This is a genomic window from Rhizobium mongolense subsp. loessense, from assembly GCF_900099775.1.
GTDB classification, from domain to species: Bacteria; Pseudomonadota; Alphaproteobacteria; order Rhizobiales; family Rhizobiaceae; genus Rhizobium; species Rhizobium loessense.
In genome coordinates, this window is sequence record NZ_FMTM01000006.1 from 302,829 (window position 1) to 329,127 (window position 26,299).

Sequence of the window (26,299 nt, forward strand, 5' to 3'; positions counted from 1 at the left end):
CGGCTTTGATCCTTCGGAGCTTTTCCCATGACGCAACCCCTGCTCGTCGGCGCCTTTCTGGCGGCTCTCTTTTATGTGCTCATTCCAGGCCCTGCGTTCCTTCAGCTTCTCGGCATCGGCGCCGGACAGGGGCGAAAGGCTGGCGCCTTCTTCATGATGGGGCATCTTGTCGGTGATATTCTCTGGTCGGCGCTGGCGCTGGTTGCGATCGTCGGCGCGAGAACGATAGGCACCTTCGTCTTCGATCTGCTCGGATTGCTGTGCGGTTTTTATCTCGCTTGGATCGGATGGAGCGCGGTAACGGCGACGCCTAAAGGCGACGGGCAGGCACTGGTGACGGTGAAGCGGCCCTTTCGCCGCGGGCTGATTTTCGGCGTGACCAATCCGAAAGGTTACCCGGTGGCGCTTGCGACCTTCACGGCATTGGTTGCCGGTTCGGCCGGCGCGCTCGATTTCGAGGCTTTGCCACTGCTTCTCAGCGTGTCCTTCCTAGGCTTCGTGACTGCCGATCTCATTCTTGTCGCCATTATAGGCGCAGGCGCCGTGCGGCGTTTCTACCGCGCGCATGAGCGGCTGATCGTCCGCTGCTCCGGCGTGCTTTTCATGGGATTTGCAGCCCAAGCACTCTGGCACGCAACCCCCGGCCTGCTTGGATGGCGCAAGGCCTGACGGCGGCTACGCGTTCAGGAAATTCACGATCGATTTCAGCGTCTTTACGCTATCGGAATCGCCGATCGACATGGCGATCTGCAGCTGGTTTTCATAATAGTCGCTGAAATTGAATGGCGTGCCGTCGGTGATCCCGGTCAGATCGATGACGTTGCCCCGCGCGTCAATGGCATGCATCGGCAACGGCTCGGAAATCGCCGCAAACGTGTCCTGGTCGATCCTGCCGTTGTCGTAGCTTTGGCGTGCATGGCTGCGCAGCTCGCTCGGGCTCATGGCAGCGAAATCCGGGCCTTCGACACGATTGTCTTCGACTTTGAATATCGCTGAAGCTGCCGCTCCGGCGTCGATTCCAATATCTTCGGTCTTCGAACTTTTTGCGTTGTTCTGACTATTTTTAAAAAGCAAACTCTGAGAAGACCGCACAGAAAAAATTTCCATGGCGCATGTCCCCTTGCGGAAAGAGTGGCTTGAAACTAGCGCCAGCGCGCGAGTCGCGTCAATCGTTAACGATCGGTTAATTTTTTATATATCAATTCTTGCCCGTCAAAACTTGCGAGGGCAAGAAAAAGCGAATTTCGCCAGCGGCATACCAATGCCGTGATGCCTTGCCTATATTGCCGTTTCCAGCCTCTGCATAAAGGACGTCAGCATGCCTTCCACACAAGAGTTCAACCCGGCGCTTGTCAACTGGAACGGGCTTCATGGCCTGCCTCGCTTCGAGGCGCTGAACGACGGTGATTTTGCCGCTGCCTTCGATGCCGCTCTCGCATCTCATGAAGTGGAGATCGACGCGATCGCCGGAAACGTGGAAGAGCCCACATTCGACAATACGATCGTCGCCCTGGAGATTGCAGGCGATGAGCTTTCGCGGGTTTCGGCGCTGTTCTGGAACCGGGCGGGGGCTCACACGAATGATACAATCCAGGCGCTGGAGCGCGATATATCGCCAAAAATGTCGCGCCACTATTCCAAGATCGGAATGAACGCTGCGCTTTTTGCACGTATCGATACGCTCTGGGAGAATAGGGAAAGTCTCGGACTGACACTTGAGCAGACACGTGTGCTGGAGCGTCACTGGAAGAGCTTCGTAAAATCCGGCGCCAAGCTGGCGAAGGCCGAGCAGGAGAAGCTTGCGGCGATCAACGAAAAACTTGCAGGCTTGAGCACGCAGTTCGGACAGAACGTGCTGGCCGACGAAAAGAACTGGTCGCTGATCCTCTGCGAAGGACCGGAGCTTGCAGGCCTTCCTGATTTCCTGAAGGACGCCATGTCGGCGGCAGCGCGCGAGCGCGGCGAAGAGGGAAAGTTCGCCGTCACCCTATCGCGCTCGATCATCGAACCGTTCCTGACCTTTTCCGAACGGCGCGATCTGCGCGAGCAGGCCTTCAAGGCCTGGGTCGCACGCGGCCAGAACGAGGGCGAGACGGACAATCGCGGCATCATCCGCGAGACGCTGACCCTTCGCGGCGAAGTCGCGAAGCTTCTCGGATATGGCAATTTTGCGGAACTGAAGCTCGACAACACGATGGCAAAGACGCCAGCGGCCGTAAACGATCTGTTGCGCGCCGTCTGGGCAAGGGCCGTTAAACGGGCTCTTGACGAAGAGGCGGATATCGCAAGGCTGATCGCCGAGGACGGCAAGAACTATGAGGTCATGCCCTGGGATTGGCGCTACTATGCCGAAAAGATCAGGGCGCAGCGGTACAATTTTTCCGAAACCGAACTGAAGCCCTATCTGCAGCTCGAAAAAATCATCGATGCCTGCTTTGATGTCGCCGGCCGACTCTTCGGCATTCGTGCCGTCGAGAAGAAGGGGATTGGCGCCTATCACCCGGATGTGCGCGTCTTCGAAATTCGCGATCGCGAAGATAAGCTCGTTGCGCTTTTCCTGGGGGACTATTTTGCCCGCAGTTCCAAACGCTCCGGCGCCTGGATGAGCGCGTTCCAATCCCAGCATAAACTCCCAATGAAGAATGGACGTCAGGGCGAACTGCCGATCATCTACAACGTGTGCAACTTCGCAAAACCGGCGGACGGCAGGCCAGCACTGCTTTCGCTGGACGATGCGCGCACGCTCTTCCACGAATTCGGCCATGCGCTGCACGGCATGCTTTCGAACGTGACCTATCCGACTGTGTCGGGCACCGCCGTTTCGCGCGACTTCGTGGAACTGCCATCCCAGCTTTACGAGCACTGGCTGACAGTTCCCGCAATTCTCAAGCAATATGCCGTTCATTTCGAAACCGGCGAACCTATGCCGCAGGAGCTGCTCGACAAGGTGCTTGCGGCCCGCACCTTCAATGCCGGGTTCAACACGGTCGAGTTCACCTCCTCGGCGATTGTCGATATGGAGTTTCACACGCGCGACGCTGTGGAAGACCCGATGGCGGTGCAAAAGCAGGTGCTCGCCGAACTCGGGATGCCGAAGTCGCTCGTGATGCGCCATGCCTCGCCGCACTTCCAGCACATCTTCTCCGGCGGCTATTCGGCAGGCTACTATTCCTATATGTGGTCGGAAGTGCTCGATGCAGATGCTTTCGCTGCTTTCGAGGAAACCGGCGACGCCTTCAACCGTGATATGGCGCAAAAGCTCAAGGACAACATCTATTCCAGCGGCGGTTCGATCGATCCGGAAGACGCCTATAAGGGATTCCGCGGCAAGTTGCCGAGCCCGGATGCAATGCTCGTCAAGAAAGGCCTTGCCACATTCGAAGAACTTTCGGGCAGCGACGCGTGAAGCGGTCCTTAACAAAATTGTCGCCGAAGTTTCGGAAAACCGTCATGTCATCTTCAAGAGACTGACATGACGGCCGCTCTAGGCTTGTTACGGGAGATTCGATCCCGCTCTCCAAGCAAGCCGAACGAGCCATTACATGAAACTGACGGACACGACGCGCCGCCGCTTCCTTTCTTCGATCGGCGCAGTCGGCGGCTTTGCGGCAGCCAGCCTCGTGATGCCATATTACGCGCGAGGATCTTCGAGCCGCCCCATCTTCACGTCAGGCGTTCAATCCGGTGATGTAGACGCAACTTCGGGCATGATATGGACGCGTGTCGACCGGCCATCGCGGCTCTTCGTCGAATATTCGACCAGTGACAAATTCGCAAATGCCGTCAGGTTGGCCCCGATCGACGTCACGCCGGAGACCGATCTTGCGGGTAAGCTGCTGCTGCGGGATCTGCCGCCGGACCGTGACATCTTCTACAGGTTTATGGCCGCCGACCTGCAGGACATCAACAGCGTCTCCGAACGAATTCACGGCCAGTTCCGCACCGCGCCTTCCAACAGGCGGACGATCCGCTTCGCATGGTCAGGCGATACGGCGGGGCAGGGATGGGGCATCGACGACGAGGGTATGCGCACCTATCAGACCATCGCCTATCACCGCCCCGATTTCATGATCCATTCCGGCGACACGATCTATGCCGACAACCCAATGCCGGACGAGATCCGGTTACGTGACGGCGGACTCTGGAAGAACAGGATCGTGACCGAGGACAAGCGCGACATCGCGCAGACGCTCGATCAGTTTCGCGGACAGTGGAAATACAATCTGCTCGACGAACATGTGAAGGAACTCAATGCAGTCTGTCCGGTCTTCTATCAATGGGACGACCACGAGGTTTTAAACAACTGGTCGCCTTCGACCGACCTTCGCGGCAATGACCGCTACAAGGAAAAGTCCGTTTTGACGCTGGCAAATCGGGCAAGCCGCGCCTTCCATGAGATGACGCCAATCCGCTACATTGCCGCCGAACCAGGGCGCGTCTACCGGAAAGTCTCTTATGGTCCCCTGCTCGATATCTTCTTCGTCGATTTGCGATCCTATCGGGGGCCGAACGACCATGGCCTGGATCCGGTCCTGTCGGCGAAGTCCCGCATCCTTGGCGAAGGGCAGGTAGCATGGCTGAAGCGCGAACTGGTGCGCTCGACGGCAACATGGAAGGTGATTGCCTGCGATATGCCGGTCGGACTGGTCATCTGGGATGATTATGGAAAGCGCCGAGGCAGCGAGTCCTTCTCTAACGGCGACAATGGAGCGCCGCTCGGGCGAGAGTTAGAATTTGCCGATCTGCTGCGCTTCATCCGTGACGCGGCGATTTCGAACATTGTGTGGCTGACGGCTGACGTCCACTACACCGCGGCGCATTATTATAATCCGGCCAATGCGAAATTCGGGGAGTTCTTGCCGTTCTGGGAATTCGTCTCCGGGCCGTTGCATTCGGGGACCTATGGAGCGCAGGAGCTCGACATGACCTTCGGCCCAGACGTGCGGTTCATCAAGGCAGCACCTGGCGGTGCGGACTCCAATCTGCCACCGTCTGCTGGCCTTCAGTTCTTCGGACTGGTCGAAATCGACGGGCAGACCGAGCAGATGAGTGTACGGCTGATGGACAGAAACGATACCGAACTCTGGCGGACCGTCATCGACCCCAAACATCTGAGCTAGGCCGACATGGCCGCTATCGCCCCTCCCCCCTTTCGCAAACGCGAAAAACACTGTATGAGCGCGCCAAACGTAATTGGCGCTTTCCCTTGAACGTAGCGCCTCAGCCTCAGAGATTTGAAACATATGGCACTTCGCAACATCGCGATTATCGCTCACGTTGACCATGGCAAAACGACCCTGGTGGACGAGCTCCTGAAACAGTCCGGCTCGTTTCGTGAGAACCAGCGCGTTGCAGAACGCGTGATGGACTCCAACGACCTTGAAAAGGAGCGCGGCATCACCATTCTCGCCAAGGCGACCTCGGTCGAGTGGAAAGGTGTCCGCATCAATATCGTCGACACCCCAGGCCACGCCGATTTCGGCGGCGAAGTTGAGCGCATTCTTTCAATGGTGGACGGCGCGATCGTGCTCGTCGATGCTTCGGAAGGCCCGATGCCGCAGACGAAGTTCGTTGTCGGCAAGGCCCTTAAGGTCGGTCTTCGTCCCATCGTCGCGATCAACAAGATCGACCGTCCGGACGGCCGCCACGAGGAAGTGATCAACGAAGTCTTCGATCTGTTTGCAAACCTCGACGCGACCGACGAACAGCTCGACTTCCCAATCCTTTACGGGTCTGGCCGTGACGGCTGGATGAACGTTAACCCGGAAGGTCCGAAGGATCAGGGTCTCGCACCGCTTCTCGACCTCGTGCTCGAGCATGTTCCGGAGCCGACCGTTCACGAAGGTCCGTTCACGATGATCGGCACGATCCTCGAAGCCAACCCCTTTCTCGGCCGTATCATCACCGGCCGCATCAATTCCGGTTCGATCAAGCCGAACCAGCCGGTCAAGGTTCTGCATGCCGACGGCAAGACGATCGAGACCGGCCGTATCTCCAAGATCCTCGCCTTCCGCGGCATCGAGCGTCAGCCGATCGAAGAGGCGCATGCAGGCGATATCATTGCGATCGCCGGCCTCTCTAAGGGCACAGTTGCCGATACTTTCTGCGACCCGTCGATCACCGAGCCGCTGCAGGCCCAGCCGATCGATCCGCCGACGGTCACCATGTCCTTCATTGTCAACGATAGCCCCTATGCCGGTACAGAAGGCGACAAGGTCACCTCGCGCGTCATCCGTGACCGCCTGTTCAAGGAAGCTGAAGGCAACGTTGCGCTGAAGATCGAAGAATCCTCCGAAAAGGATTCGTTCTTCGTATCCGGCCGCGGCGAATTGCAGCTTGCGGTTCTGATCGAGACGATGCGCCGCGAAGGCTTCGAGCTGGCCGTTTCGCGCCCGCGCGTCGTCATGCACAAGGACGAAGCAACGGGCGAGATGCTCGAGCCGATCGAAGAAGTCGTCATCGACGTCGATGAAGAGCATTCGGGCGTCGTGGTGCAGAAGATGTCGGAGCGCAAGGCCGAAATGGTCGAGCTTCGTCCGTCGGGCGGCAACCGCGTCCGTCTTGTCTTCTTCGCACCGACCCGCGGCCTGATCGGCTACCAGTCAGAACTGCTCACGGACACGCGCGGCACGGCCGTGATGAACCGCCTCTTCCACGACTACCAGCCGTACAAGGGTGAGATCGGCGGCCGCGTCAACGGCGTGCTGCTTGCCAACGACTCCGGTGAAGCTGTGGCCTATGCTCTCTTCAATCTTGAAGACCGCGGTCCGATGATCATCGACGCCGGTGAAAAGGTCTATGCCGGCATGATCATCGGCATTCACAGCAGAGACAACGACCTCGAAGTGAACGTGCTGAAGGGCAAGAAGCTGACGAACATCCGCGCCGCCGGCAAGGACGAAGCCGTCAAGCTCACGCCGCCGATCCGCATGACGCTCGACCGCGCGCTGTCCTGGATCCAGGATGACGAACTGGTCGAAGTGACGCCGAAGTCGATCCGTCTGCGCAAGATGTACCTCGACCCGAACGAGCGTAAGCGTTTCGAAAAGGCACGCTACGCCTAAGCGATTCTAATTGCTGACATTTCAAACCCCGGCCTGGCGCCGGGGTTTTTTGTTGTGCGGCGCGCTGATTCCGTCTTGTGACAATCGTTAAAAAAGCGTTAAATTTTGCTCATCGTCCACATGTTAAGTCTGTGGGCAAACGGCCGAAACGCATTATCGCGTATGGTTAATTGCCTGCTGGAAGACCAGAGTAAGCGTTATGAAGACGTTGTCGATCGATGTCCGGCGGGCAGAACCGCATGATGCCCAAGCCATCTCCGAGGTGCATCGCCTCGCCTGGCAGCACACTTATGCCGGGATCATTCCGCATCGCGCTCTGACGCAGATGATCGAACGCCGGGGCGAGAACTGGTGGCGCAAGGCGACCCGCGGCCCGGCAACCCTCCTCGTTCTCGATGTCGCCGGCACGGTCGCAGGTTATGCCACACTTGGCCTCAATCGGGCCCGAGCGCTGCCGCAGGAAGGTGAGATCTACGAGCTCTATCTTCGTCCTGAGTATCAGGGCATTGGTCTTGGGCGCATGCTGTTCGGCGAGGCTCGGCGGCTCCTGAAATCACTCGGCTGCAAGGGACTGGTGGTCTGGTGCCTGGAGGAAAACGAGAATGCCAGCCAGTTCTATCGTGGCCACGGCGGCATTGACTTCTGCGAAGGCATGGAAAGCTTCGACCACAGGCAGCTGAAGAAAATCGGCTTCATCTGGAACTGAAAAGCCAAGCCTCCGTCTTTTGAAACGCGCTTCATCGCTTGAAGGGGCTGCTGAAAATGGGCGCTCTGCTTCTCGATATTGCAGACGAATCTTGAACATCCCGAACACGCAATGTTGCGTTGCGGAATGAAACGGACTATTTGGCTGCGAACAATTCACCTCGTGGGAGTTTTCGTATGCGCATCGACGCCATTTCCATCGGCAAGAATCCTCCGGAAGATGTCAACGTCATCGTTGAGGTTCCGGTCGGCGGTCACCCCATCAAGTATGAAATGGACAAGGAAGCCGGCACATTGGTCGTCGACCGCTTCCTCTATACGCCTATGACCTATCCGGGCAACTACGGCTTCGTGCCGCATACGCTTTCGGAAGACGGCGATCCGATCGATGTCCTAATCGCCAGCACGCGTCCGCTGGTCCCAGGCTGCGTCATCAATGTCCGCCCGATCGGCGTTCTGAAGATGGAAGACAATTCAGGCAAGGACGAGAAGATCATCGCCGTCCCGTCGCCGGCGCTTACGCTGCGCTACGAGAAGGTGAGGGACTACACCGACCTTCCGGAGATTACCTTGAAGCAGATCGAACACTTCTTCGAGCACTACAAGGATCTGGAACCTGGCAAGTGGGTGAAGATTTTCGGCTGGGGCGATTCGAAGGAAGCCGGTCAGCTGATCCTCGAAGCCGTTGAGCGTGCCAAGAAGGCGAAATGAGCTCGTTATAGCTTCAGAAGCCTTTCGAGCCTTTCCATCAAGTCCTCCGGACCGCCATCGATCCGGAGGACTTTTTTGCGCGATGTATCGCCTGACATCAATTGGATCGAGGATTTCGGAATGCCGAGTGCTTTGGACAGAAGCGCGATCAGCGCCTTGTTGGCTTTTCCCTTCTCAGGAATCGCTGCGACACGGATCTTCATGTGGCACTCGCCTTCAGCATCGGCCTCGATGCCATCGATCGCGTCGCGCCCGCCATTCGGGGTCAACCGAACGGCGAGGCGTATATGATCATCGAATTTCTTCCAGGCAGAGTTCACGCCACCAGCGGGAAGATGGTGTTCCACATCAGGGAGCGCAGGAAGAAGATAATCAGCAGCAGGATGATCGGCGAAATGTCGATGCCGCCGAGATTCGGCAACAGCCGGCGAATCGGCCGCAGCAGCGGCTCGGTGACATTATAGAGGAACATGCCGACCGAATTGACGAACTGGTTTGAGGAATTGATGACGTTGAAGGCGTAAAGCCAGGAGAAAATGGCACTCGCAATCAGCACCCAAGTATAAAGATTCAAAGCCAAATCAATGGTTTGAAAGAGGGCAATCATCGTGGTCTCCAGTTCGTTGCTGACAGACATGTATCTATTGGCGGCTAAACGGGCAAGTGCCGCGTGAAAACCCGCGGCGAATCATGCCTGGCGAACCCTGCCCGTTCATGCGTCCGGCTTTTTCGCAGCAGATAACGAACAGCGCAATGGGGTAGCAGCAGCGCTTGGTCTCAAGTGGATTGCTGCGCGCCTATGCAGATAGCGCAGCTATGGAGCCCGGTACGGCCTTTGCCGTCTTACCTTCAAAGACGATATCGAGAAATTCGGTCAACCACGTCTTGAGCGGCGCATCGAAGAGCATGCGGCCCTCCAGATGTTCCCGTCCCTGCTGCGCGTTCGGCAAAATGAAGCGGTGGGCGCCGTGGACGACCCAGCGATGCATCATGACGCGGGTGAGCTCTGCGTGGAATTGCAGCGCCCAGGCGTTGCCGTTGTAGCGAAAGGCCTGGTTGGGATAGGTATCGCCTTCCGCAAGCAAATGGGCGCCGTGCGGCAGATCGAAGCCCTCGCGATGGAAATGGTAGACCATCTTCGGCCAGTGCATCAGCAAGCGGCCCTTTTCGGTCGGACGGAGCGGATACCACCCGATTTCGGTCGAGCCGTCGGGATTCGACTGCACCTTGCCGCCAAGATGGCGCACCAGCATCTGCGCTCCAAGGCAGATGCCGAGGAACGGACGGTTTTCCTTGAGTGGAATGTCCAGCCAGTTGATCTCGCTCTTTATGAATTCGTCTGGATCGTTTGCACTCATCGGCCCGCCGAAGACGACCGATCCGGCATGGTTCTCCAGCGTAGTGGGCAGCTTATCGCCCAGAACCGGGCGGCGGATGTCGAGGCTATAACCCTTGTCGGCCAGCAGCTGGCCGACGCGGCCGGGGCTGGAGCGTTCCTGGTGCAGGATGATCAGTATGGGGCGCTTGTCGCGTTTGATGGGGCGGTCAATCGACATCGTCTTGAACCACCACCGTATCGGTTACGCGTGCGGCTGCCTCCTGACGCTTCTGGATTCGCTCGCGGGAGGAAACGCCCAAGAGATCGGCGATCCGCCAAATGACGTGGTCCTCCATCTCGCTGCGTTCGCCGTCGGCATAGACGATGTCCCAGAGGATGCCGATCAGTTCCAGCCGCTGTTCGGTATCGAGATGGCGTTTCAGGTCGGAGGTGAAGCGGTAATAGTCGACGGCGCTGCTCTCGGCTTCCTGGCCTGCCGCAATCACTGCCTCCAGCTGCTTTCCATCAAGGCCGTATTGCTCCTTAAGCAGTTTGCGGAGCCGCTTCTTTTCGCTGTCCTTGATCTTACCATCCGCTTCCATCACTTGCATGCAGAGGGCGGCAACGGCAATGCGGGGATCGTCAGGACTAAAACCCTTCTTGGGGTTGTTTGCAGTGAGATTTTGGAAGAATGCCTGAAAACGTTCGAACATGCGGATTTCGTTCCATTTCAGAAAAGGCGGAGTCGTGTCTTGGGTTCCGGTTCCGCCTTCATATTGCGAACGCCAGGGTCGTCCGGCATTCCATAAAAGGGTTTCGGCTCTGGCTGTGCGGTATCCGGCTCTGGCTGTTTGGAAGCTGTTGCGGGCAGGACAGGCTTCGGCGCAGAAGCAGGAGCCGGCCGAGCGGCCTCGGCAATCGTTGCGGCGCGCTCCAGTTCAATGATGCGGTGATCGTTGGCCGGGCTTTCTGGCTGTGTCCCGCGAACCGGCGGCAAGGTCTTCAACGCGGCATCGATCAAGACGGCGGAGCCGTCCTCGATTGGTCCTTCAAGCTGACCGAAGGGCGCCTTCCATTCAAAGGCGTCGAGACGGCCGGTGACGGGTGAGACGGGAAGCCATTTGTCGGAAACGAAGCCGTCGGCCACCCAGGCCGGATCGCGCGGCGCCTTCAGCGCTTGCGCCAGCCAGTGGCGTACACGGCCTTGATCGCCGGTCTCGGCTTCTTCGATATCAGCAAGCAGCAGGAAGGCCGCTTCACGCGGCTGCATGCGCGCTGCCGCTTCGGCCTTGGCTCGGGCCTTGGCGAAGTCCTGCGCATCGAGAGCCGCCTGTGCGACCACGAGCAGGGATTCGACATTGTTGGGGCGCAGGGCTTCCAGCCGTTCGGCTCGCTTCAGGCGATCGACGGTGGAATCGCCGCTTCGGGCAAGCACGTAGGTGCGGCCGATCTCGGGATGTGGCGCTGCCTTCCAGGCCTGCTCGAGGATCGAGGCCGCCTTGCGCAGCTTGTCCTCACGGAAAAGCGCCTTGGCGGCAATGATGGCGGCCGGTTCGAAATCGGCAATGAGCTTCAGCGCATGCATCGCGTCGTCGCGCGCACCGGCCGGATCGCCTTCCAGCTTGTCACCGGCGCGAGCCGTCAGCAGAACGCCGCGCAAGCGTTCCGCATCCTGCTTTTCGACGACACGCGCGGCCTTCTGTCGCTCAAGAAGCAGGATGGCGTCGTCGAAACGGCCGGCCTGGCTGCGGTATTCGAGCGTCGCCTGTGCTGCCCAGGGCAGATAGGGCGCATTGTCGGCCGCCTTTTCGGCATATTGGCGTGCGGCCTCGTTGGCGCCGAGGCGTTTGGCCTCGAGATAGAGCCCGCGAAGGCCGAGTTCACGCGTTTCCGGATCGTTAGCCATTGCTTCGAACTTGGCACGGGCTTCGTCATGCCGGCCCTCGATCAAGGCCGCCTGTGCTTCGAGCAGATTGATCAGCGGCTCCTGATCAGCGCGGATGAGGCCGCGGGACCGGGCTGCCATCTTGCGGGCAAGCAGGGCATTGCCGGCGCCGGCGGCGATAAGGCCGGTCGAGAGGGCCTGATAGCCGCGATCACGCTTGCGGGCGCGAAAATAGCGCGTCACGGAATGGGGCGACGTCCAGACCGTGCGGACAAGCCACCAGGCGATCATGACAACAGCAATCAGTGCGATAAGACCGCTTGCCGCGACGATGAGCTTTGCCTGATAAAGCTGGCCTTCCCACACCAGCGAGAGATCGCCGGGGCGATCGGCAAGCCAGGAGAAGCCGTAGCCGAGAACGACGACGAGGACGACGAAGACGACGAGACGGATCATCGATCAACCCTCCTTGCCGGCGCCGGAAATGGCCTTGGAGAGCGCACCACCCACCAGTTCCTCGACACGGATGCGGGCTTCCAATGATTGTTTGAAGGCGGCGGAAGCCTGCTTTGCGTTCGAGGGCAAGTCGTTCCATTCGTTGGCAGCACCCGGCAGGTCGCCGTTCTTCACCTTGTCTTCCATACGCGCCGCAATGGCCTCGACATTTTCGCCCTCGATATTGCCGACAGGGCGCACGGTGACGAGCGACTTGGCACTCGCCATCAGCCGGTCCGACCAGCTCTGGTTCGGATCCGCTTGGTTGACGGATTGAACGATGGCGGTCGCAACGTCGGGAACCTGGCGGATCAGTTCGGCGCGCGAGGGTACGCCGGTTTCGGCGAAATTACGGAGGTCGGCGACAGCGGGGGCGTCCGGCGAAACGCCGGCGAAAGTATCGAGCTCGGCCATAAAGGGTCCGCCGCGGTCGATCGCTGCCTTGAGCGCCGCAGCGGCGATCGCCTGCGCAACGGCAACATCCTGGCGTGGTTCGTTGAGCTTCTTTTCGGCTTCCTCGAGGCGCTTGACAATGTCGGCGCCGCTCGACGCCCGTTCTTCGGAGGTTTGAGAAAGGGATGTGCGCAACTGTTCTAGCTGAGTGGCCATATCCGCGACCTTCTGGTTCAGCGCGTCGATTTGCGGGGTGTCTACCGGCCCCGTCGCGGCAGGCGTCTTTGCCGCCGTTTCGAGAGCTGAGACACGCTTGTCGAGCGCATCGTCGCTCGTGTTCGGCGCTGCGGCGAGGCTGGCGATGGATTGCTTGAGGCCGTCGATTTCAGCCGAAAGCCTGGCCGTTTCATCCAGCGCGGTCTGAGGCGCGGAAGACGTCGGAAGGTAGCCGGCATATTGGATCACGCCAGCACCCAGCAGGGCAACGAGACCGCCGAAGATACCGGCGGCAATCAGACCCGACGTCGTTCCGCCGCGCGGCTTTTGCCGGACCGGCTCGGGGTCCGTTGCCATTTCCGGTTGACTGGGCTCCTCGGAGGCGGGGGCGTGCTCGGCCGTCTCCTCAGCCAATGCTTCTTTTTCCGGATCGATGGATGTCTCTAGGTCCGCTGTCGCTTTGTCTGCTTCGGGAGCGCTGGCGTCAGGGGCGCTTGCTTCGGATGTCTTCTCGGTATCGGCTGCTGCCGCAATTTTCTGCGCTTCCAGATCGATCGTGACCGGCTCGTCGGCGTTTTTCGAATGACGTGGCGGATTTCCCGATACCATGCGTACCTCATTTTCCTGCATCGCAACGAAACTAGTCAGTGATGCCAGTTATGGAAAGAGGTTAGATCAAATTTGGGTTCGTAAGGCCTTCAAAGAAGCGACAGAAGGCTTCCCTCATCCGGCAATGCTGCGATGCGAAGATTTCTGCGGAGTGAAGCCGGGACTGCCGCGGCAACGGATGTGCTGAGACAAAGGATGAGGGCCTGATTGAGCCACCCGCGCTCCGATTGGGCCTCGAGGAGACGGAAAAAACGCGCTGCGGTCTGGCGGGAATAAAGGAGAATGGCCTCCGGTGGCGGGGTCAATGCTTCTCGCAGGGCCCCCGGCTCGGGTTCTCTTGGCTGCATCCGATAACACTCGACGACATCGACCTTCAGTCCCAGCGCGTGTGCGCTGCGCTCGAACGTCTCTGCGCGGGGCGAACCGGCGAGATAGGTGACAGATTCCCGCGTCTGCTGCGCGATCAGCTCCGCCAGTTGCGCGCCGTCGCCCGCCGAGGCTAAGACCGAAGCAAATCCAACCGCTTTGGCTTCGTTTGCGCTTGCTTCGCCAACGGCGAACACCGGTCGGCGGCGATAAGGCTTGGCGTCTGTTCCTGACGACGCGAGCGCACGGACAGCTTCCGCGCTTGTAATGGCAATAGGGCCGTGGCTCCTTGCCAATGCATCCATTGCGGTCTGGCCATCATGCATGGGCTGCGACAGCGGCAGCAATACGGGCTCATGGCCCATGCCGCGTAACCTTTTGGCGGTTCGCTCCCCCGAACGCAGCGGACGGGTGACGAGCACACGCATCGTGCGTCAGCTCCAGTCGTCGAAGAAGCTGCTGCCGGCGCGGGCGCGGATGTCTTGTCCGGCGCGGGTGCCGAGCGCTGCGGCATCGCGCCGATTGCCATCGATGGTGACCGAGTGCTGGTTGCGACCATCCGGCGTGATGATCAGGCCTGAGAATTTGATCCGATCACCCTCGCAAATCGCAAATCCGCCAATCGGCGTGCGGCAGGAGCCGTCGAGCGCCGCAAGGAAAGCGCGCTCACACGAGACGGCGTCGTGCGTCGCCGGGTCGTTGATGGCGGCCAGCAGATCATCGGTGCGCTGATCGCCAATACGGCTTTCGATGCAGATTGCGCCTTGCGCGGGAGCCGGCGGGAAGGTGTCGGGATCGAGAATGTCGGTAATCACCTCGACCTTGCCAAGACGCTTCAGGCCAGCGAGCGCCAACAGCGTCGCATCGACTTGGCCTTCGTCCAGCTTGCGCAGGCGGGTTTCCACAGCGCCCCTAAAGGTTATCACTTTGATATCCGGCCGCATGCGGCGGATCAGAGCCTGGCGGCGCAGCGATGCCGACCCGACCGTTGCGCCATGCGGCAGCTCGATCAGTTTTGGCGCCGTGCGGCCGATTACCGCATCGCGAATGTCTTCGCGCGGCAGATAGGCCGAGAGATGAAGCCCTTCCGGCAAAACCGTCGGCATGTCCTTGGCGGAATGGACGGCGAAATCGAGGTCGCCGCTTGCAAGCTTTTCTTCCAGTTCCTGGGTGAAAAGACCCTTGCCGCCGATCTCGGCAAGCGGACGGTCGGTAATGCGGTCGCCTTTCGTCGTCAGCACAACGATCTCGAACATTTCCTCCGGCATTCCGTGCGCTGCCATCAGCCGATCGCGCGCTTCGTGAGCCTGAGCAAGGGCCAGCGGGCTGCCCCGAGTTCCGATCCGGAAAGGTTTTGTTTGCATCCGCTTCGATCCGTTGTTACCGGAAGTTCTCGTAACCGGGTTTTGCACCCATCGCAATCAACGATAGGCTTCATGGCTCCCTTTCTACGCATCCTCGGCATCGAAACAAGCTGCGACGAGACTGCCGCGGCTGTCGTCGAACGCGATGCGGACGGGCGTTCGAAGGTGCTTTCGGACGTCGTCTTGAGCCAATTGGACGAGCATAGCGCCTATGGTGGCGTGGTGCCAGAGATAGCCGCGCGTGCCCATGTCGAGGCACTCGATACGCTGATCGACGAGGCGTTAAAGCGCGCCAATGTGTCGCTCTGCGAAGTCGATGCGATTGCTGCGACCTCCGGGCCGGGACTGATCGGAGGGCTGCTCGTCGGCCTGATGACCGGCAAGGCGATCGCCAAGGCCGCCGGCAAGCCGCTTTATGCCGTAAACCACCTCGAAGGCCATGCGCTGACGGCGCGGCTGACGGACGGGCTTTCCTTTCCCTACCTGATGCTGCTTGTGTCGGGTGGTCATACGCAGCTCATCCTCGTGCGTGACATTGGCCAATACGAACGCTGGGGAACGACGATCGACGATGCGCTCGGCGAGGCCTTCGACAAGACGGCGAAGCTGCTCGGGCTGCCTTATCCCGGCGGACCCCAGGTGGAGGAGGCAGCGAAGACGGGTAACCCGGACCGCTTCGATTTCCCGCGGCCGCTCGTCGGTGAAGCGCGGCTCGATTTCTCCTTTTCGGGATTGAAGACGGCGGTCCGCCAGACCGCGACGGATATCGCACCGCTGACGGAGCAGGACGTCGCCGATATCTGCGCTTCATTTCAGAGGGCGATTTCGAGGACTCTGAAGGATCGCATCGGCCGTGGATTACAGCGGTTCACGGCGGAGTTTCCGCATCTAAACGAGCAGCCGGCCCTGGTGGTCGCGGGCGGTGTCGCCGCCAACCTCGAAGTACGCGCCACGCTCCAGGCGCTCTGTGACAAATACGCCTTCCGCTTCATCGCGCCGCCGCTGAGATTGTGCACCGACAATGCGGTTATGATCGCCTGGGCTGGCCTCGAGCGCATGGCGACAGGCGTTGCGCCGGATGATCTCGATGTGCAGCCGCGCTCGCGCTGGCCGTTGGATTCGAATGCGGAAGCGCTGATCAGCTACGGAAAGCGGGGAGCAAAGTCATGAGCGAACGGATTGCCATCGTTGGCGCAGGCGCGTTCGGAACGGCGCTTGCCGCAGTCATTGCGCTCACCGGCCGCAGCCAAGTCACTCTCGTTGGCCGCGACCCGGTGCTGATGGCCGATCTGAAAGCCGAACGGCTGCATGATGCCGTTCTTCCCGGAATTGAACTGCCGGAAGCACTGGAATTCTCGGCAGAAGCCGATTCGATCGACGATGCCGATATCGTGCTTTTCGCCATGCCTTCGCAGGCGCAGGCGGATGCGGCCCGGCAGTATGGCCCTTACCTCGCCAGGGACGCGATCGTCGTAACCTGTGCCAAGGGAATCGAGCGGGCGACCGGCAATTTGTTGACAGACATGTTGGAGCGCGAATTGCCGCAGCATCGCGTCGCGGTACTTTCGGGGCCGGGTTTTGCATCCGACATCGCCAAAGGATTGCCGACCGCCATGGTAATTGCGGCATCGGACGTGGCTGTTGCCGAGCGGCTGGCGCAGGCGATTTCGGGCAGGACCTTCCGGCTCTATCCGTCGTCTGACCGTATCGGCGTGCAGCTTGGTGGTGCGCTGAAGAATGTATTGGCGATCGCCTGTGGTATCGTCGAAGGCTGCGGCATCGGCGATTCTGCGCGCGCAGCGCTGATCGCGCGCGGGCTGGCGGAAATGTCGCGCCTCGTCGTTGCCAAGGGCGGGCAGGCAGATACGGTGCGCGGGCTTTCCGGGCTGGGCGATCTTGTCCTGACGGCGACGAGCCATCAGTCGCGCAACCTGCGCTTCGGCATTGCGCTTGGCCGCGGTGAAAAGGCCGATCCTTTGCAAGGCGAATTGGTGGAAGGTGCCTTTGCGGCGGCCGTCGCCTCGCGGCTGGCGGAAGAGCTCGGCATCGCGATGCCGATCACGGACGCCGTCTCGGCGATCATCGAAGGTAAACTCACCATCACCGAGGCCATCGACCAATTGATGACACGTCCGATTACGACCGAATAGGAGACAGACATGCTATTTGCCCTTCTCTGCAAGGACAAGCCGGGGCACCTCAACACACGCATGGAAACGCGCGCGGCGCATTTGGAATATCTGAACAAGCTGAATGCCGAAGGCGCGCTCAGCATGGCCGGACCGTTCCTCAACGGTGAAGGCAAGCCCTGCGGCAGCTTGGTCATGGTAAAGGCCGATACGGAGGAAGCGGCCAAGGCATTAGCTGATGCCGATCCCTACGCGAAGGCCGGACTTTTCGAGAGTGTCGAGATCAAGCCCTTCAACTGGGTCTTCAACAATCCGGAGGCATAAGGATGGCCCATTGGCTCTATAAATCCGAACCTTCCTCCTGGTCCTGGGAGCAGCAGAAGGCGGCAGGCGAAAAAGGGACGGAGTGGACGGGCGTCCGCAATTATCTCGCCCGCAACAACATGCGCGCCATGCAGATCGGCGACAGAGGCTTCTTCTACCACTCGAATGACGGCCTGGAGATCGTCGGCATCGTCGAGGTCTGCACGTTGGCGCATCCGGATTCGACGGCGAAGGGTGACGATCGCTGGGATTGCGTCGACATTCGCGCTGTGTGCGATATGCCCAAGCCCGTGACGCTGAAGGATGTCAAGGCGAATGAGAAACTCTCGAAAATGGCGCTGGTGACCTCGATGCGCCTTTCGGTCCAGCCGGTGACAGATGACGAGTGGCTCGAAGTCTGCCGCATGGGTGGCCTCGACAATCCGCCGCGCTGACTGCATTGAAGACCGACCCGGAAATCTTCATCCGTGCCAATACGAAACTGATCGCGCCGCCGCATGTGCCGGAAATCCGGTTGCACCTGGCGAACGAAGCCCATGAGCTTTGGCTTAAGACGGAGGAGGAACTGGCCGAGATCGGCCTGCCGCCGCCGTTCTGGGCCTTTGCCTGGGCGGGCGGGCAGGGACTTGCGCGATATATTCTCGACCATCCGGAGAAGGTGCGGACTAAGCGCGTTTTCGACTTCGCAACAGGTTCGGGTATCGTCGCGATCGCGGCGAAGATGGCGGGTGCGGTGGCGGTAAAGGCGGCGGATATCGATCCATGGGCTGAAACGGCCGTGCGGCTCAATGCTGCTGCCAACGGGGTCTCGGTCGATTTCAGCGGCGCCGATTTCGTCGGCAAGCCCGTCCATGCCGATATCGTCCTGGCGGGCGACGTGTTCTATGACCGCGTCTTTGCGGACGCCCTCGTTCCGTGGTTCGACCAGCTGGCCAGTGAAGGCAGGGAGGTTCTGGTCGGCGATCCGGGACGGGCCTATTTGCCAAAGGAGCGGCTGGAGTTTTGCGCCATCTACGAAGTGCCGGTAACGCGGGCGCTCGAAGATAGCGAGAACAAAAAGACAACGGTCTGGCGGTTCAAGGCCTGATGACGCAGACGCCGGCCTCGTAGCTGCAAGGATCGGCCTGCACGGCAACGTCGATCACTTTGGACCTGGGTTCGAGCGATTCGACCTGCGGCGCACCGTAAAGTGCATAACCGTTCGCCCCGAAATAGGTGCCGCCGTCCGTTTGGTAAGCATAGGAGCCAGCGTAAGCGCCATCGTAATCATAGTGGAGAGGCCGTGGCGATCCGGCGATAGCGCTGCGGATGCGGTAGCCGTTCGATGACGGCGAGAAATGCTTGAGGCGAACATAACGGCTATGGCCGTGGCCATGAGGGCGATGATGGCGATGATGACCACCGAACCAGGGTTTGATGTTGTTTGCCCACTTGGCGTTGTTAGCCCACTTGGCGTTGTTTGCCCAATGGGTCACGCCACGATGATGCCCAATACGCTCGCCCGCCGTGGCAGGAAGCGCAATCAGGGCGCACAACACCAGCGGAAAGACTTTCGACATAGGCTGGAACATCAGACGCAACCTCCGGAAATCCAATCGTTAACAAATCGTTAACGCCAGCTTGCGTCAAAACTGCCTATGTGTCCACTTGAGCGATGAAAAATCAGCATAAAATTTGATCCGCAAAACCCAGTTTCGATTTCCGGCAACTTCCCGGTAACGCGAATCGATTAAATTAAAAACAGACAGCAATTGTGCTTGTCGTCGGGGGCTTCGGTGATTAAACGTCGCCGTTGATGCAATGCACACAGACAAATTTGTCATTCCTGTGGTTGCCTCGAAATGCTCCGAAATCCGGGAGCGCAAGACGCCGCGAGGTTCTGATGGCGAATGTGACAAATAACCGGCCTCTGTCGCCGCATTTGCAAGTTTATAAATTAATTCCGACCATGGTCATGTCGATCGTCCATCGTATCACAGGGGCTGCCCTTTATTTCGGCACGCTGCTGATCGCCTGGTGGCTGATCGCGGCTGCGACCGGTCAGGCTTATTACGACTGGGTGAATTGGGTGCTCGGCAGCATCATCGGCAAGGTCGTCCTGCTTGGTTACACCTGGGCACTGCTTCATCACATGCTCGGCGGCCTGCGCCACCTGCTGTGGGACCTCGGCCATGGTTTCGAGAAGGAATTCTCCACCAAGCTCGCCATCGCCAACATCATCGGATCGCTCTGTCTTACCGTGCTGGTTTGGGTGATCGGCTTTATCATTCGCTTCTGAGGTCGCTCACATGGATATGCGTACCCCTCTGGGTAAAGTTCGCGGCCTTGGCTCGGCCAAGGAAGGCACCGAACACTTCTGGCGTCAGCGCTTGACGGCTGTCGCCAACATCCCGCTCATCGTCTTCTTCGTCATCTTTATGATCGTCTATGCCGGCGCCCCTTATGCCGATGTCGTGCATGCGCTGTCGAACCCCTTCGTGGCAGTCATCATGGGACTGATGGTGATTTCCGGCATCATTCACATGCGTCTTGGCATGCAGGCCATCATCGAGGACTACGTGCACAGCGAAATCGGCAAGCTCGTCTTGCTGATGCTGAACACGTTTTTCGCGATCGCGGTCGCAGGGCTCTGTCTCTTTGCCATTCTGAAAATCGCTTTCGTAGGATAACCGTATCATGGCACCGACTTCACCCGCTCAGAATGGGAAAGCCTACAAATATGTCGATCACTCCTATGATGTGATCGTCGTCGGCGCCGGCGGCGCCGGTCTTCGCGCAACGCTCGGCATGGCCGAGCAGGGTTTCCGCACGGCCTGCATCACCAAAGTATTCCCGACCCGCTCGCACACGGTCGCGGCCCAGGGCGGCATCGCCGCCTCGCTGCAGAACATGACGCCGGACAGCTGGCAATGGCACCTCTACGACACGGTCAAGGGGTCCGACTGGCTGGGCGACGTCGATGCCATGCAGTATCTCGCCATGGAAGCGCCGAAGGCCGTCTATGAGCTCGAGCACTACGGCGTGCCCTTCTCGCGTAATGAGGAAGGCAAGATCTATCAGCGCCCATTCGGCGGCCATATGCAGAACTACGGCGAAGGCCCCCCGGTGCAGCGCACCTGCGCGGTTGCCGACCGCACCGGCCACGCCATCCTGCACACGCTTTACGGCCAGTCGCTGCGCTACAATGCCGAGTTCTTCGTCGAATATTTCGCGCTCGACCTCATCATGTCGGAAGACGGCAGCCGTTGTACCGGCGTTGTTGCCTGGTGCCTCGATGACGGCTCCATCCATCGCTTCGCGGCCAAAATGGTGGTGCTGGCGACCGGCGGCTACGGCCGTGCCTATTTCTCCGCAACCTCCGCCCATACCTGCACCGGCGACGGCGGCGGCATGGTGGCGCGCGCAGGGCTTCCGCTGCAGGACATGGAATTTGTGCAGTTCCATCCCACCGGTATCTACGGCTCCGGCTGTCTGATTACCGAAGGCGCGCGCGGGGAGGGCGGCTATCTCGTCAATTCCGAGGGTGAGCGGTTCATGGAACGCTACGCGCCGTCGGCCAAGGATCTTGCCTCGCGCGACGTCGTTTCGCGCTGCATGACGTTGGAAATCCGCGAAGGCCGCGGCGTCGGCAAGAACAAGGATCATATCTTCCTGCATCTGGACCATCTCGACCCGGCTGTTTTGCACGAGCGCCTGCCGGGCATTTCCGAGAGCGCGAAGATTTTTGCTGGCGTCGATGTGACGCGCGAGCCGATCCCGGTGCTGCCGACCGTCCATTACAACATGGGCGGCATTCCGACGAACTATTGGGGTGAGGTGCTCAACGCCGACAGCGCCAATCCGGAACGCGTTATCCCCGGGTTGATGGCCGTCGGCGAGGCGGGCTGTGCTTCGGTGCATGGCGCGAACCGCCTCGGCTCGAACTCACTGATCGACCTCGTCGTTTTCGGCCGTGCTGCGGCAATCCGTGCCGGCGAGGTCATTGACCGCGCTGCGCCCACCCCGCATCTGAACATCGCTGCCTGTGACAAGATCATCGATCGCTTCGATGGTCTTCGCCACGCCAATGGCGCAACGCCGACGGCGCATCTGCGCGAGAAGATGCAACGCGCCATGCAGGAAGATGCCGCCGTCTTCCGCACCCAGGAGTCGCTGGAATCCGGCTGCAAGCGCATTTCGGCGATCTGGCAGGAAATGTCGGACATCAAGGTCACCGACCGTTCGATGATCTGGAATTCCGATCTCGTTGAGACGCTCGAGCTGCAAAACCTGATGGCGAATGCGATCACCACGATCTACGGCGCCGAGGCGCGCAAGGAAAGCCGTGGTTCGCATGCCCGCGAGGATTACACCGAAGGCGCATACGCTGGCCGCGACGACGTCAACTGGCGCAAGCACACGCTTGCCTGGGTCGGCAATGCCGGCGAGGTCAAGCTCGACTACCGTCCGGTTCACACCGAGCTCATCTCAGAAGGCATCGATCCCAAGAAGATCGCGCCGAAGGCTCGTGTGTATTGACGATGGGAAAGTACCTCGGATTAGCTTCGATTATTGCTGCAGTGCGGGCCGTTTTTCCCGTCATGGCGGCGGAGCGCAAAAAATTGCGCGCTCCGGCGGCTTGGCTGCCACGGTCGGCAACGAGGTCGGTGTGTGGAAGACAGGCAATGGCTCGCAGCGTGCTCGTTCATCGCTCGCAGCCGGCCACGCTGCTTTCGGTGGTTGTAGGGGTTGCGTGAAAACGGAACTCCTGTCGGCAAACTAGGATCTTATCATGGTTGAACTCGCTCTCCCCAAGAACTCTCAGATGCGCGAAGGCAAGGTCTGGCCGAAGCCGGCGGGTGCGAAGAACACCCGTGAATTTCGCGTCTACCGCTGGAGCCCGGATGATGACCAGAACCCGTCGATCGACACCTTCTATATCGATGTCGACGACTGTGGCCCGATGGTTCTCGACGGCCTGCTCTACATCAAGAACAAGATCGATCCGACGTTGACGCTGCGCCGTTCCTGTCGCGAAGGCATCTGCGGTTCCTGCGCGATGAATATCGACGGCACGAACACGCTGGCCTGCACCAAGGGCATGGATGACATCAAGGGCACGGTTAAAATCTACCCACTGCCGCATTTGCCGGTGGTGAAGGATCTCGTTCCGGACCTGACGAATTTCTATGCGCAGCACCGCTCGATCGAACCCTGGCTGAAGACCGTATCTCCAGCACCTGCCAAGGAATGGAAGCAGAGCCACGAGGATCGCCAGAAGCTCGACGGCCTTTACGAGTGCATTCTCTGCGCCTGCTGCTCGACCTCCTGTCCGAGCTACTGGTGGAACGGCGACCGCTATCTCGGCCCGGCCGTCCTGCTGCAGGCCTATCGCTGGCTGATCGACTCCAGAGACGAGGCGACCGGCGAGCGCCTTGACGATCTCGAAGATCCGTTCCGGCTTTACCGCTGCCACACGATCATGAACTGCGCGCAGACCTGCCCTAAGGGTCTCAATCCGGCAAAGGCCATTGCCGAGATCAAGAAGATGATGGTTGAGCGCCGGGTCTGACAGCTGATGCTCGCCAAATGCCCGGCGCTGACCATACTGCGCCGGGTACTTCCGGATTTTTTGCAGGCATCGGTCTGAATCCGGCAAAGGATTGTGCAGATCATCACCTTGCTGACAAATTCTATCTGCAGGAAGTTCTCCGACAGGCAAGTTAAATTGCTCCATTTCTGGCATAAGCATTGTCGCGAGCAATTTATGGCTGTGCCGACTTGATTAACTAAAGTGAAATACGCTAATTCGAAAATCAGTCTGATGACCAATTCTGTGCTGCAAGAGCGGACAATCGGGAGCATGATGATGCAGTTGCGATATGCGATGACTGGTGTGGCGGTTGTTCTGTCATTGGCGGGCTGCCAGCGCACGGCATATGACAATGCGAGTTACAGCTCGCCGGCACCGCTAACCGCCCAGCCTGTTCCTTCCGTCCAGGGCGGACAGCTTCCGCCACCGGCGGGCGCCTCGCAGTTTCCCGCCGCTCCAGCGGCAGCGCCTGCGGTTCCGGGCCAGCCGGGTGCCATGGCGGCCAATGCGCTTGACGTCTCCAAGGAATCCATGGTCGGCAGCTGGCGCGTCAACGGCAGGTGCGACATGTTCCTGACGCTGACCAACCTCGGCAGCGGCTCACGCGGCGGCACGCGCGGCTGCGTCGGCGAGCTGACGGCGATGGGCTCCTGGGAAGTCTCTGGCAAGCAGGTTCTTCTCAAGGATCGCAGCGGCAACCAGATCGGCAGCGTCTACAAGACAGCCGACAACAGCTTCAGTGGCCAGACGAGCACCGGCCAACCGATCACCCTCAGCCGGTAAGACAGCCGGCGGCCACCCCGCCGACGACGCGTAGGCGGACTCCTCCCCATGCAGCCAATCCCCGACTACACTTCCAGCGTCAGCGAGCACTTGAAATCGCTGACGGCCTCCGGCTCTCTCCAGATCGATTCTGCACAGATGGATGTGGCAAAAAGCCTCGATCGGGTGCTTTTTGAACTGAAGCGCCGCCGCCCGGCGGCTAAATCCAGCTCGCTCGGCTGGCTCTTCGCTTCGAAGAAAAAGGCGAGAGAAGGCATCAAGGGACTCTATATTCACGGCAGTGTCGGGCGCGGCAAGACAATGCTGATGGATATTTTCTACCGCATGGCGCCCTCTTCGAAAAAGCGCCGTGCGCACTTCCATGAATTCATGGCCGATGTCCACAACCGCATCGCCGCGCACCGGCTCAAGCTGAAGAACGGCGAAACAAAGCATGCCGATCCCGTGCCGCCCGTGGCGGCCGCACTTTACCAGGAAGCCGAACTCCTCTGCTTCGATGAGTTTACGGTGACGGACATCGCTGATGCGATGATCCTCTCGCGGCTGTTCTCCGAACTTTTTGCGCGTGGCTGCGTGCTCATCGCGACCTCGAATGTCGAGCCCGACAATCTCTACAAGGACGGCCTCAATCGCGGTCTCTTCCTGCCTTTCATCGGTCTCCTCAAGAAGAATGTCGAGGTCGTGACGCTCGACTCCGCGACGGATTACCGGATGGAGAAGCTGAACAGCCAGCCGGTCTATCTGACGCCGATCGACGAGCGGACGGATATGGCCATGGATGCGTCCTGGGCCCAGGCGCTGGATGGACGCAAGGCGCAGCCTTTCGATATTCCGATGAAAGGTCGCTCGATCCATGTGCCGCTCGCCGTCGATCGCATGGCGCGCTTTTCATTTGCCGATCTTTGCGAGAAGCCGCTCGGTGCTGCGGATTTTCTCGCAATCGCCAAGCGTTTCGATACGATCTTCGTCGATCGCGTCCCGTTGCTCGGCCCGGACAAGCGGAACCAGGCGAAGCGTTTCATCATTCTTGTCGACACGCTCTACGATCACGGGGTTCGGCTTCATGCGTCGGCTGCGGCAATGCCGGAAGATTTGCTGATCGAACGGCGCGGGACGGAAGGCTTTGAATTCGATCGCACTGCATCTCGCCTTTTTGAGATGCGCAGCGCAGAATATCTCGCAACGCATCATAAAAAGCATGCCGCCGAGTAACAGTTTGGCAACAAAATATCTTACGTTTACGTAAGATATTTTGTATCTAAACGATTGAAATTGCTGATTCAAAAATAACACGTTGCCATTTTTTGGCTTTAGGGCTATGCGATTGCGTCATTGGACGACGCCCTGGACGCGCCGCCCGACTGATTTTGATCGCAAAGGAAACAGCGAAATGGCGCGTAACAAGATCGCACTTATCGGTTCTGGCATGATTGGTGGCACGCTGGCGCATCTCGCCGGCCTGAAAGAGCTCGGCGATATCGTCCTCTTCGACATTGCCGACGGCATTCCACAGGGCAAGGGCCTCGATATCGCCCAGTCGTCCCCGGTCGAAGGCTTCGATGCCAATCTGACGGGTGCCAGCGACTATTCCGCGATCGAAGGCGCAGACGTGTGCATCGTCACCGCCGGCGTTCCGCGCAAGCCGGGCATGAGCCGCGACGATCTTCTCGGCATCAACCTCAAGGTCATGGAGCAGGTCGGCGCCGGCATCAAGAAATATGCCCCGAATGCTTTCGTCATCTGCATCACCAATCCGCTCGACGCCATGGTTTGGGCGTTGCAGAAGTTTTCCGGCCTTCCGGCCAACAAGGTCGTCGGCATGGCGGGCGTTCTCGATAGCTCGCGCTTTCGTCTCTTCCTCGCCAAGGAATTCAACGTTTCCGTTCAGGACGTCACTGCTTTCGTTCTCGGCGGCCACGGCGACACGATGGTGCCGCTTGCTCGTTACTCCACCGTTGCCGGCATTCCGCTCACCGACCTCATCACCATGGGTTGGGTCACCAAGGAACGGCTCGAGGAAATTATCCAGCGCACCCGCGACGGCGGCGCCGAAATCGTCGGCCTCCTGAAGACTGGTTCGGCCTACTACGCTCCGGCAGCCTCGGCAATCGAGATGGCCGAGGCCTACCTCAAGGACAAGAAGCGCGTTCTGCCCTGCGCGGCGCATCTCTCCGGCCAGTACGGCGTTAAGGACATGTATGTCGGCGTTCCGACAGTTATCGGTGCCGGCGGCGTCGAGCGCGTCATCGAGATCGACCTCAACAAGGCCGAGAAGGAAGCCTTCGACAAGTCCGTCGGCGCTGTCGCCGGCCTGTGCGAAGCCTGCATCAACATCGCGCCTGCGCTGAAGTAATCAAAACAGGAA

General features: G+C 59.6%; 28 protein-coding genes. 18 read left to right on the forward strand and 10 right to left on the reverse strand.

Translation table 11 applies throughout. The features are described 5' to 3' along the window. The first annotated feature begins 27 nt into the window (after nt 1-27). Nucleotides 28-669: a LysE family translocator gene (locus BLP23_RS20770; RefSeq protein WP_092586708.1), complete on the forward strand. Its 642-nt coding sequence runs from the start codon at nt 28-30 to the stop codon at nt 667-669. Between the two features lie 6 nt (nt 670-675). Here BLP23_RS20770 and BLP23_RS20775 read toward each other — a convergent pair whose 3' ends face one another. Then, nucleotides 676-1,107: a hypothetical protein gene (locus BLP23_RS20775; protein ID WP_092586709.1), complete on the reverse strand. Its 432-nt coding sequence runs from the start codon at nt 1,105-1,107 to the stop codon at nt 676-678. 211 nt (nt 1,108-1,318) lie between these two features. On the opposite strand from BLP23_RS20775, the gene BLP23_RS20780 reads away from it, so the two are divergent. From BLP23_RS20780 to ppa, 5 genes are all read left to right on the forward strand, one after another. After that, nucleotides 1,319-3,406, forward strand: coding sequence for a M3 family metallopeptidase (locus BLP23_RS20780; protein WP_092586710.1), 2,088 nt, complete (start codon nt 1,319-1,321; stop codon nt 3,404-3,406). A gap of 136 nt (nt 3,407-3,542) precedes the next feature. Then, nucleotides 3,543-5,120: an alkaline phosphatase D family protein gene (locus tag BLP23_RS20785; protein WP_092586711.1), complete on the forward strand. Its 1,578-nt coding sequence runs from the start codon at nt 3,543-3,545 to the stop codon at nt 5,118-5,120. Nucleotides 5,121-5,243: 123 nt separating this feature from the next. Then, on the forward strand, nt 5,244-7,064 hold the full coding sequence (typA, locus tag BLP23_RS20790) for a translational GTPase TypA (protein ID WP_022717387.1): 1,821 nt from the start codon (nt 5,244-5,246) through the stop codon (nt 7,062-7,064). Nucleotides 7,065-7,263: 199 nt separating this feature from the next. Next, complete coding sequence (locus tag BLP23_RS20795; RefSeq protein ID WP_022717388.1) at nt 7,264-7,770, forward strand: GNAT family N-acetyltransferase; 507 nt, start codon at nt 7,264-7,266, stop codon at nt 7,768-7,770. A 176-nt stretch (nt 7,771-7,946) separates the two neighbouring features. Next, complete coding sequence (gene ppa / locus BLP23_RS20800; RefSeq protein WP_022717389.1) at nt 7,947-8,480, forward strand: inorganic diphosphatase; 534 nt, start codon at nt 7,947-7,949, stop codon at nt 8,478-8,480. A gap of 5 nt (nt 8,481-8,485) precedes the next feature. On the opposite strand, the gene BLP23_RS20805 is transcribed toward ppa, so the two are convergent. From BLP23_RS20805 to hemC, 8 genes are all read right to left on the reverse strand, one after another. Beyond that, complete coding sequence (locus BLP23_RS20805) at nt 8,486-8,800, reverse strand: DUF167 domain-containing protein (RefSeq protein WP_092586712.1); 315 nt, start codon at nt 8,798-8,800, stop codon at nt 8,486-8,488. Then, complete coding sequence (locus BLP23_RS20810; protein WP_028739981.1) at nt 8,797-9,087, reverse strand: YggT family protein; 291 nt, start codon at nt 9,085-9,087, stop codon at nt 8,797-8,799. Before BLP23_RS20810 ends, BLP23_RS20805 begins: the two co-directional genes overlap by 4 nt. A 190-nt stretch (nt 9,088-9,277) precedes the next feature. Continuing rightward, nucleotides 9,278-10,036, reverse strand: coding sequence for a glutamine amidotransferase (locus BLP23_RS20815; protein ID WP_092586713.1), 759 nt, complete (start codon nt 10,034-10,036; stop codon nt 9,278-9,280). Next, entirely contained in the window at nt 10,026-10,511 is a 486-nt protein-coding gene (locus tag BLP23_RS20820) for a tellurite resistance TerB family protein (RefSeq protein WP_022717393.1), read from the reverse strand. Before BLP23_RS20820 ends, BLP23_RS20815 begins: the two co-directional genes overlap by 11 nt. 17 nt (nt 10,512-10,528) lie before the next feature. Then, nucleotides 10,529-12,139 (reverse strand): heme biosynthesis protein HemY, encoded by a 1,611-nt coding sequence (locus BLP23_RS20825; protein WP_092586714.1) that lies wholly within the window; start codon nt 12,137-12,139, stop codon nt 10,529-10,531. A 3-nt stretch (nt 12,140-12,142) separates the two neighbouring features. Continuing rightward, nucleotides 12,143-13,417 (reverse strand): COG4223 family protein, encoded by a 1,275-nt coding sequence (locus BLP23_RS20830; protein WP_208603179.1) that lies wholly within the window; start codon nt 13,415-13,417, stop codon nt 12,143-12,145. Nucleotides 13,418-13,485: 68 nt separating this feature from the next. Beyond that, nucleotides 13,486-14,190 (reverse strand): uroporphyrinogen-III synthase, encoded by a 705-nt coding sequence (locus tag BLP23_RS20835; protein ID WP_092586716.1) that lies wholly within the window; start codon nt 14,188-14,190, stop codon nt 13,486-13,488. Between the two features lie 6 nt (nt 14,191-14,196). Further along, complete coding sequence (hemC, locus tag BLP23_RS20840) at nt 14,197-15,126, reverse strand: hydroxymethylbilane synthase (RefSeq protein ID WP_092586717.1); 930 nt, start codon at nt 15,124-15,126, stop codon at nt 14,197-14,199. Between the two features lie 72 nt (nt 15,127-15,198). On the opposite strand from hemC, the gene tsaD reads away from it, so the two are divergent. The 5 genes from tsaD to BLP23_RS20865 are packed head-to-tail and all read left to right on the forward strand — an operon-like array spanning nt 15,199 to nt 18,666. Further along, nucleotides 15,199-16,296, forward strand: coding sequence for a tRNA (adenosine(37)-N6)-threonylcarbamoyltransferase complex transferase subunit TsaD (tsaD, locus tag BLP23_RS20845; RefSeq protein ID WP_092586718.1), 1,098 nt, complete (start codon nt 15,199-15,201; stop codon nt 16,294-16,296). Beyond that, a complete protein-coding gene (locus BLP23_RS20850; RefSeq protein WP_092586719.1) occupies nt 16,293-17,276 on the forward strand; it encodes an NAD(P)H-dependent glycerol-3-phosphate dehydrogenase in 984 nt (327 codons plus the stop codon). The genes tsaD and BLP23_RS20850 overlap by 4 nt, the downstream gene beginning before the upstream one ends. 9 nt (nt 17,277-17,285) lie before the next feature. Continuing rightward, complete coding sequence (locus BLP23_RS20855) at nt 17,286-17,579, forward strand: YciI-like protein (protein ID WP_092586720.1); 294 nt, start codon at nt 17,286-17,288, stop codon at nt 17,577-17,579. A gap of 2 nt (nt 17,580-17,581) precedes the next feature. Beyond that, nucleotides 17,582-18,013: an EVE domain-containing protein gene (locus BLP23_RS20860; protein ID WP_092586721.1), complete on the forward strand. Its 432-nt coding sequence runs from the start codon at nt 17,582-17,584 to the stop codon at nt 18,011-18,013. Between the two features lie 5 nt (nt 18,014-18,018). Then, on the forward strand, nt 18,019-18,666 hold the full coding sequence (locus tag BLP23_RS20865) for a class I SAM-dependent methyltransferase (protein ID WP_092586722.1): 648 nt from the start codon (nt 18,019-18,021) through the stop codon (nt 18,664-18,666). On the opposite strand, the gene BLP23_RS20870 is transcribed toward BLP23_RS20865, so the two are convergent. Beyond that, nucleotides 18,656-19,150 (reverse strand): hypothetical protein, encoded by a 495-nt coding sequence (locus BLP23_RS20870; RefSeq protein WP_092586723.1) that lies wholly within the window; start codon nt 19,148-19,150, stop codon nt 18,656-18,658. The two genes, BLP23_RS20865 and BLP23_RS20870, sit on opposite strands and share 11 nt — an antisense overlap. Nucleotides 19,151-19,461: 311 nt before the next feature. Between BLP23_RS20870 and sdhC the strand changes: the two genes are divergently transcribed. The 7 genes from sdhC to mdh all read left to right on the forward strand — a co-directional run bounded on the left by sdhC (nt 19,462) and on the right by mdh (nt 26,287). Continuing rightward, nucleotides 19,462-19,857, forward strand: a complete 396-nt coding sequence (sdhC, locus tag BLP23_RS20875) for a succinate dehydrogenase, cytochrome b556 subunit (RefSeq protein WP_022717404.1) — start codon at nt 19,462-19,464, stop codon at nt 19,855-19,857. 10 nt (nt 19,858-19,867) lie between these two features. Continuing rightward, nucleotides 19,868-20,248, forward strand: a complete 381-nt coding sequence (gene sdhD / locus BLP23_RS20880) for a succinate dehydrogenase, hydrophobic membrane anchor protein (protein ID WP_092586724.1) — start codon at nt 19,868-19,870, stop codon at nt 20,246-20,248. 7 nt (nt 20,249-20,255) lie between these two features. Further along, a complete protein-coding gene (gene sdhA, locus BLP23_RS20885) occupies nt 20,256-22,097 on the forward strand; it encodes a succinate dehydrogenase flavoprotein subunit (RefSeq protein WP_092586725.1) in 1,842 nt (613 codons plus the stop codon). A 253-nt stretch (nt 22,098-22,350) separates the two neighbouring features. Next, a complete protein-coding gene (locus tag BLP23_RS20890; protein ID WP_074069915.1) occupies nt 22,351-23,130 on the forward strand; it encodes a succinate dehydrogenase iron-sulfur subunit in 780 nt (259 codons plus the stop codon). Nucleotides 23,131-23,427: 297 nt separating this feature from the next. Next, a complete protein-coding gene (locus BLP23_RS20895; protein ID WP_092586779.1) occupies nt 23,428-23,934 on the forward strand; it encodes a protease inhibitor Inh/omp19 family protein in 507 nt (168 codons plus the stop codon). Nucleotides 23,935-23,982: 48 nt separating this feature from the next. Then, entirely contained in the window at nt 23,983-25,146 is a 1,164-nt protein-coding gene (gene zapE, locus BLP23_RS20900) for a cell division protein ZapE (protein WP_092586726.1), read from the forward strand. Between the two features lie 178 nt (nt 25,147-25,324). Beyond that, complete coding sequence (gene mdh, locus BLP23_RS20905) at nt 25,325-26,287, forward strand: malate dehydrogenase (protein WP_022717411.1); 963 nt, start codon at nt 25,325-25,327, stop codon at nt 26,285-26,287. Nucleotides 26,288-26,299 lie beyond the last annotated feature (12 nt).

Bases quoted from the DNA above. Each gene is read 5' to 3' on its own strand.
- BLP23_RS20770 (WP_092586708.1), top strand. From the start codon at position 28: ATGACGCAACCCCTGCTCGTCGGCGCCTTTCTGGCGGCTCTCTTTTAT.
- BLP23_RS20775 (WP_092586709.1), bottom strand. From the start codon at position 1,107: ATGGAAATTTTTTCTGTGCGGTCTTCTCAGAGTTTGCTTTTTAAAAAT.
- BLP23_RS20780 (WP_092586710.1), top strand. From the start codon at position 1,319: ATGCCTTCCACACAAGAGTTCAACCCGGCGCTTGTCAACTGGAACGGG.
- BLP23_RS20785 (WP_092586711.1), top strand. From the start codon at position 3,543: ATGAAACTGACGGACACGACGCGCCGCCGCTTCCTTTCTTCGATCGGC.
- typA (WP_022717387.1), top strand. From the start codon at position 5,244: ATGGCACTTCGCAACATCGCGATTATCGCTCACGTTGACCATGGCAAA.
- BLP23_RS20795 (WP_022717388.1), top strand. From the start codon at position 7,264: ATGAAGACGTTGTCGATCGATGTCCGGCGGGCAGAACCGCATGATGCC.
- ppa (WP_022717389.1), top strand. From the start codon at position 7,947: ATGCGCATCGACGCCATTTCCATCGGCAAGAATCCTCCGGAAGATGTC.
- BLP23_RS20810 (WP_028739981.1), bottom strand. From the start codon at position 9,087: ATGATTGCCCTCTTTCAAACCATTGATTTGGCTTTGAATCTTTATACT.
- BLP23_RS20815 (WP_092586713.1), bottom strand. From the start codon at position 10,036: ATGTCGATTGACCGCCCCATCAAACGCGACAAGCGCCCCATACTGATC.
- BLP23_RS20820 (WP_022717393.1), bottom strand. From the start codon at position 10,511: ATGTTCGAACGTTTTCAGGCATTCTTCCAAAATCTCACTGCAAACAAC.
- BLP23_RS20825 (WP_092586714.1), bottom strand. From the start codon at position 12,139: ATGATCCGTCTCGTCGTCTTCGTCGTCCTCGTCGTCGTTCTCGGCTAC.
- BLP23_RS20830 (WP_208603179.1), bottom strand. From the start codon at position 13,417: ATGCAGGAAAATGAGGTACGCATGGTATCGGGAAATCCGCCACGTCAT.
- BLP23_RS20835 (WP_092586716.1), bottom strand. From the start codon at position 14,190: ATGCGTGTGCTCGTCACCCGTCCGCTGCGTTCGGGGGAGCGAACCGCC.
- hemC (WP_092586717.1), bottom strand. From the start codon at position 15,126: ATGCAAACAAAACCTTTCCGGATCGGAACTCGGGGCAGCCCGCTGGCC.
- tsaD (WP_092586718.1), top strand. From the start codon at position 15,199: ATGGCTCCCTTTCTACGCATCCTCGGCATCGAAACAAGCTGCGACGAG.
- BLP23_RS20850 (WP_092586719.1), top strand. From the start codon at position 16,293: ATGAGCGAACGGATTGCCATCGTTGGCGCAGGCGCGTTCGGAACGGCG.
- BLP23_RS20855 (WP_092586720.1), top strand. From the start codon at position 17,286: ATGCTATTTGCCCTTCTCTGCAAGGACAAGCCGGGGCACCTCAACACA.
- BLP23_RS20860 (WP_092586721.1), top strand. From the start codon at position 17,582: ATGGCCCATTGGCTCTATAAATCCGAACCTTCCTCCTGGTCCTGGGAG.
- BLP23_RS20870 (WP_092586723.1), bottom strand. From the start codon at position 19,150: ATGTTCCAGCCTATGTCGAAAGTCTTTCCGCTGGTGTTGTGCGCCCTG.
- sdhC (WP_022717404.1), top strand. From the start codon at position 19,462: ATGGCGAATGTGACAAATAACCGGCCTCTGTCGCCGCATTTGCAAGTT.
- sdhD (WP_092586724.1), top strand. From the start codon at position 19,868: ATGGATATGCGTACCCCTCTGGGTAAAGTTCGCGGCCTTGGCTCGGCC.
- sdhA (WP_092586725.1), top strand. From the start codon at position 20,256: ATGGCACCGACTTCACCCGCTCAGAATGGGAAAGCCTACAAATATGTC.
- BLP23_RS20890 (WP_074069915.1), top strand. From the start codon at position 22,351: ATGGTTGAACTCGCTCTCCCCAAGAACTCTCAGATGCGCGAAGGCAAG.
- BLP23_RS20895 (WP_092586779.1), top strand. From the start codon at position 23,428: ATGCAGTTGCGATATGCGATGACTGGTGTGGCGGTTGTTCTGTCATTG.
- zapE (WP_092586726.1), top strand. From the start codon at position 23,983: ATGCAGCCAATCCCCGACTACACTTCCAGCGTCAGCGAGCACTTGAAA.
- mdh (WP_022717411.1), top strand. From the start codon at position 25,325: ATGGCGCGTAACAAGATCGCACTTATCGGTTCTGGCATGATTGGTGGC.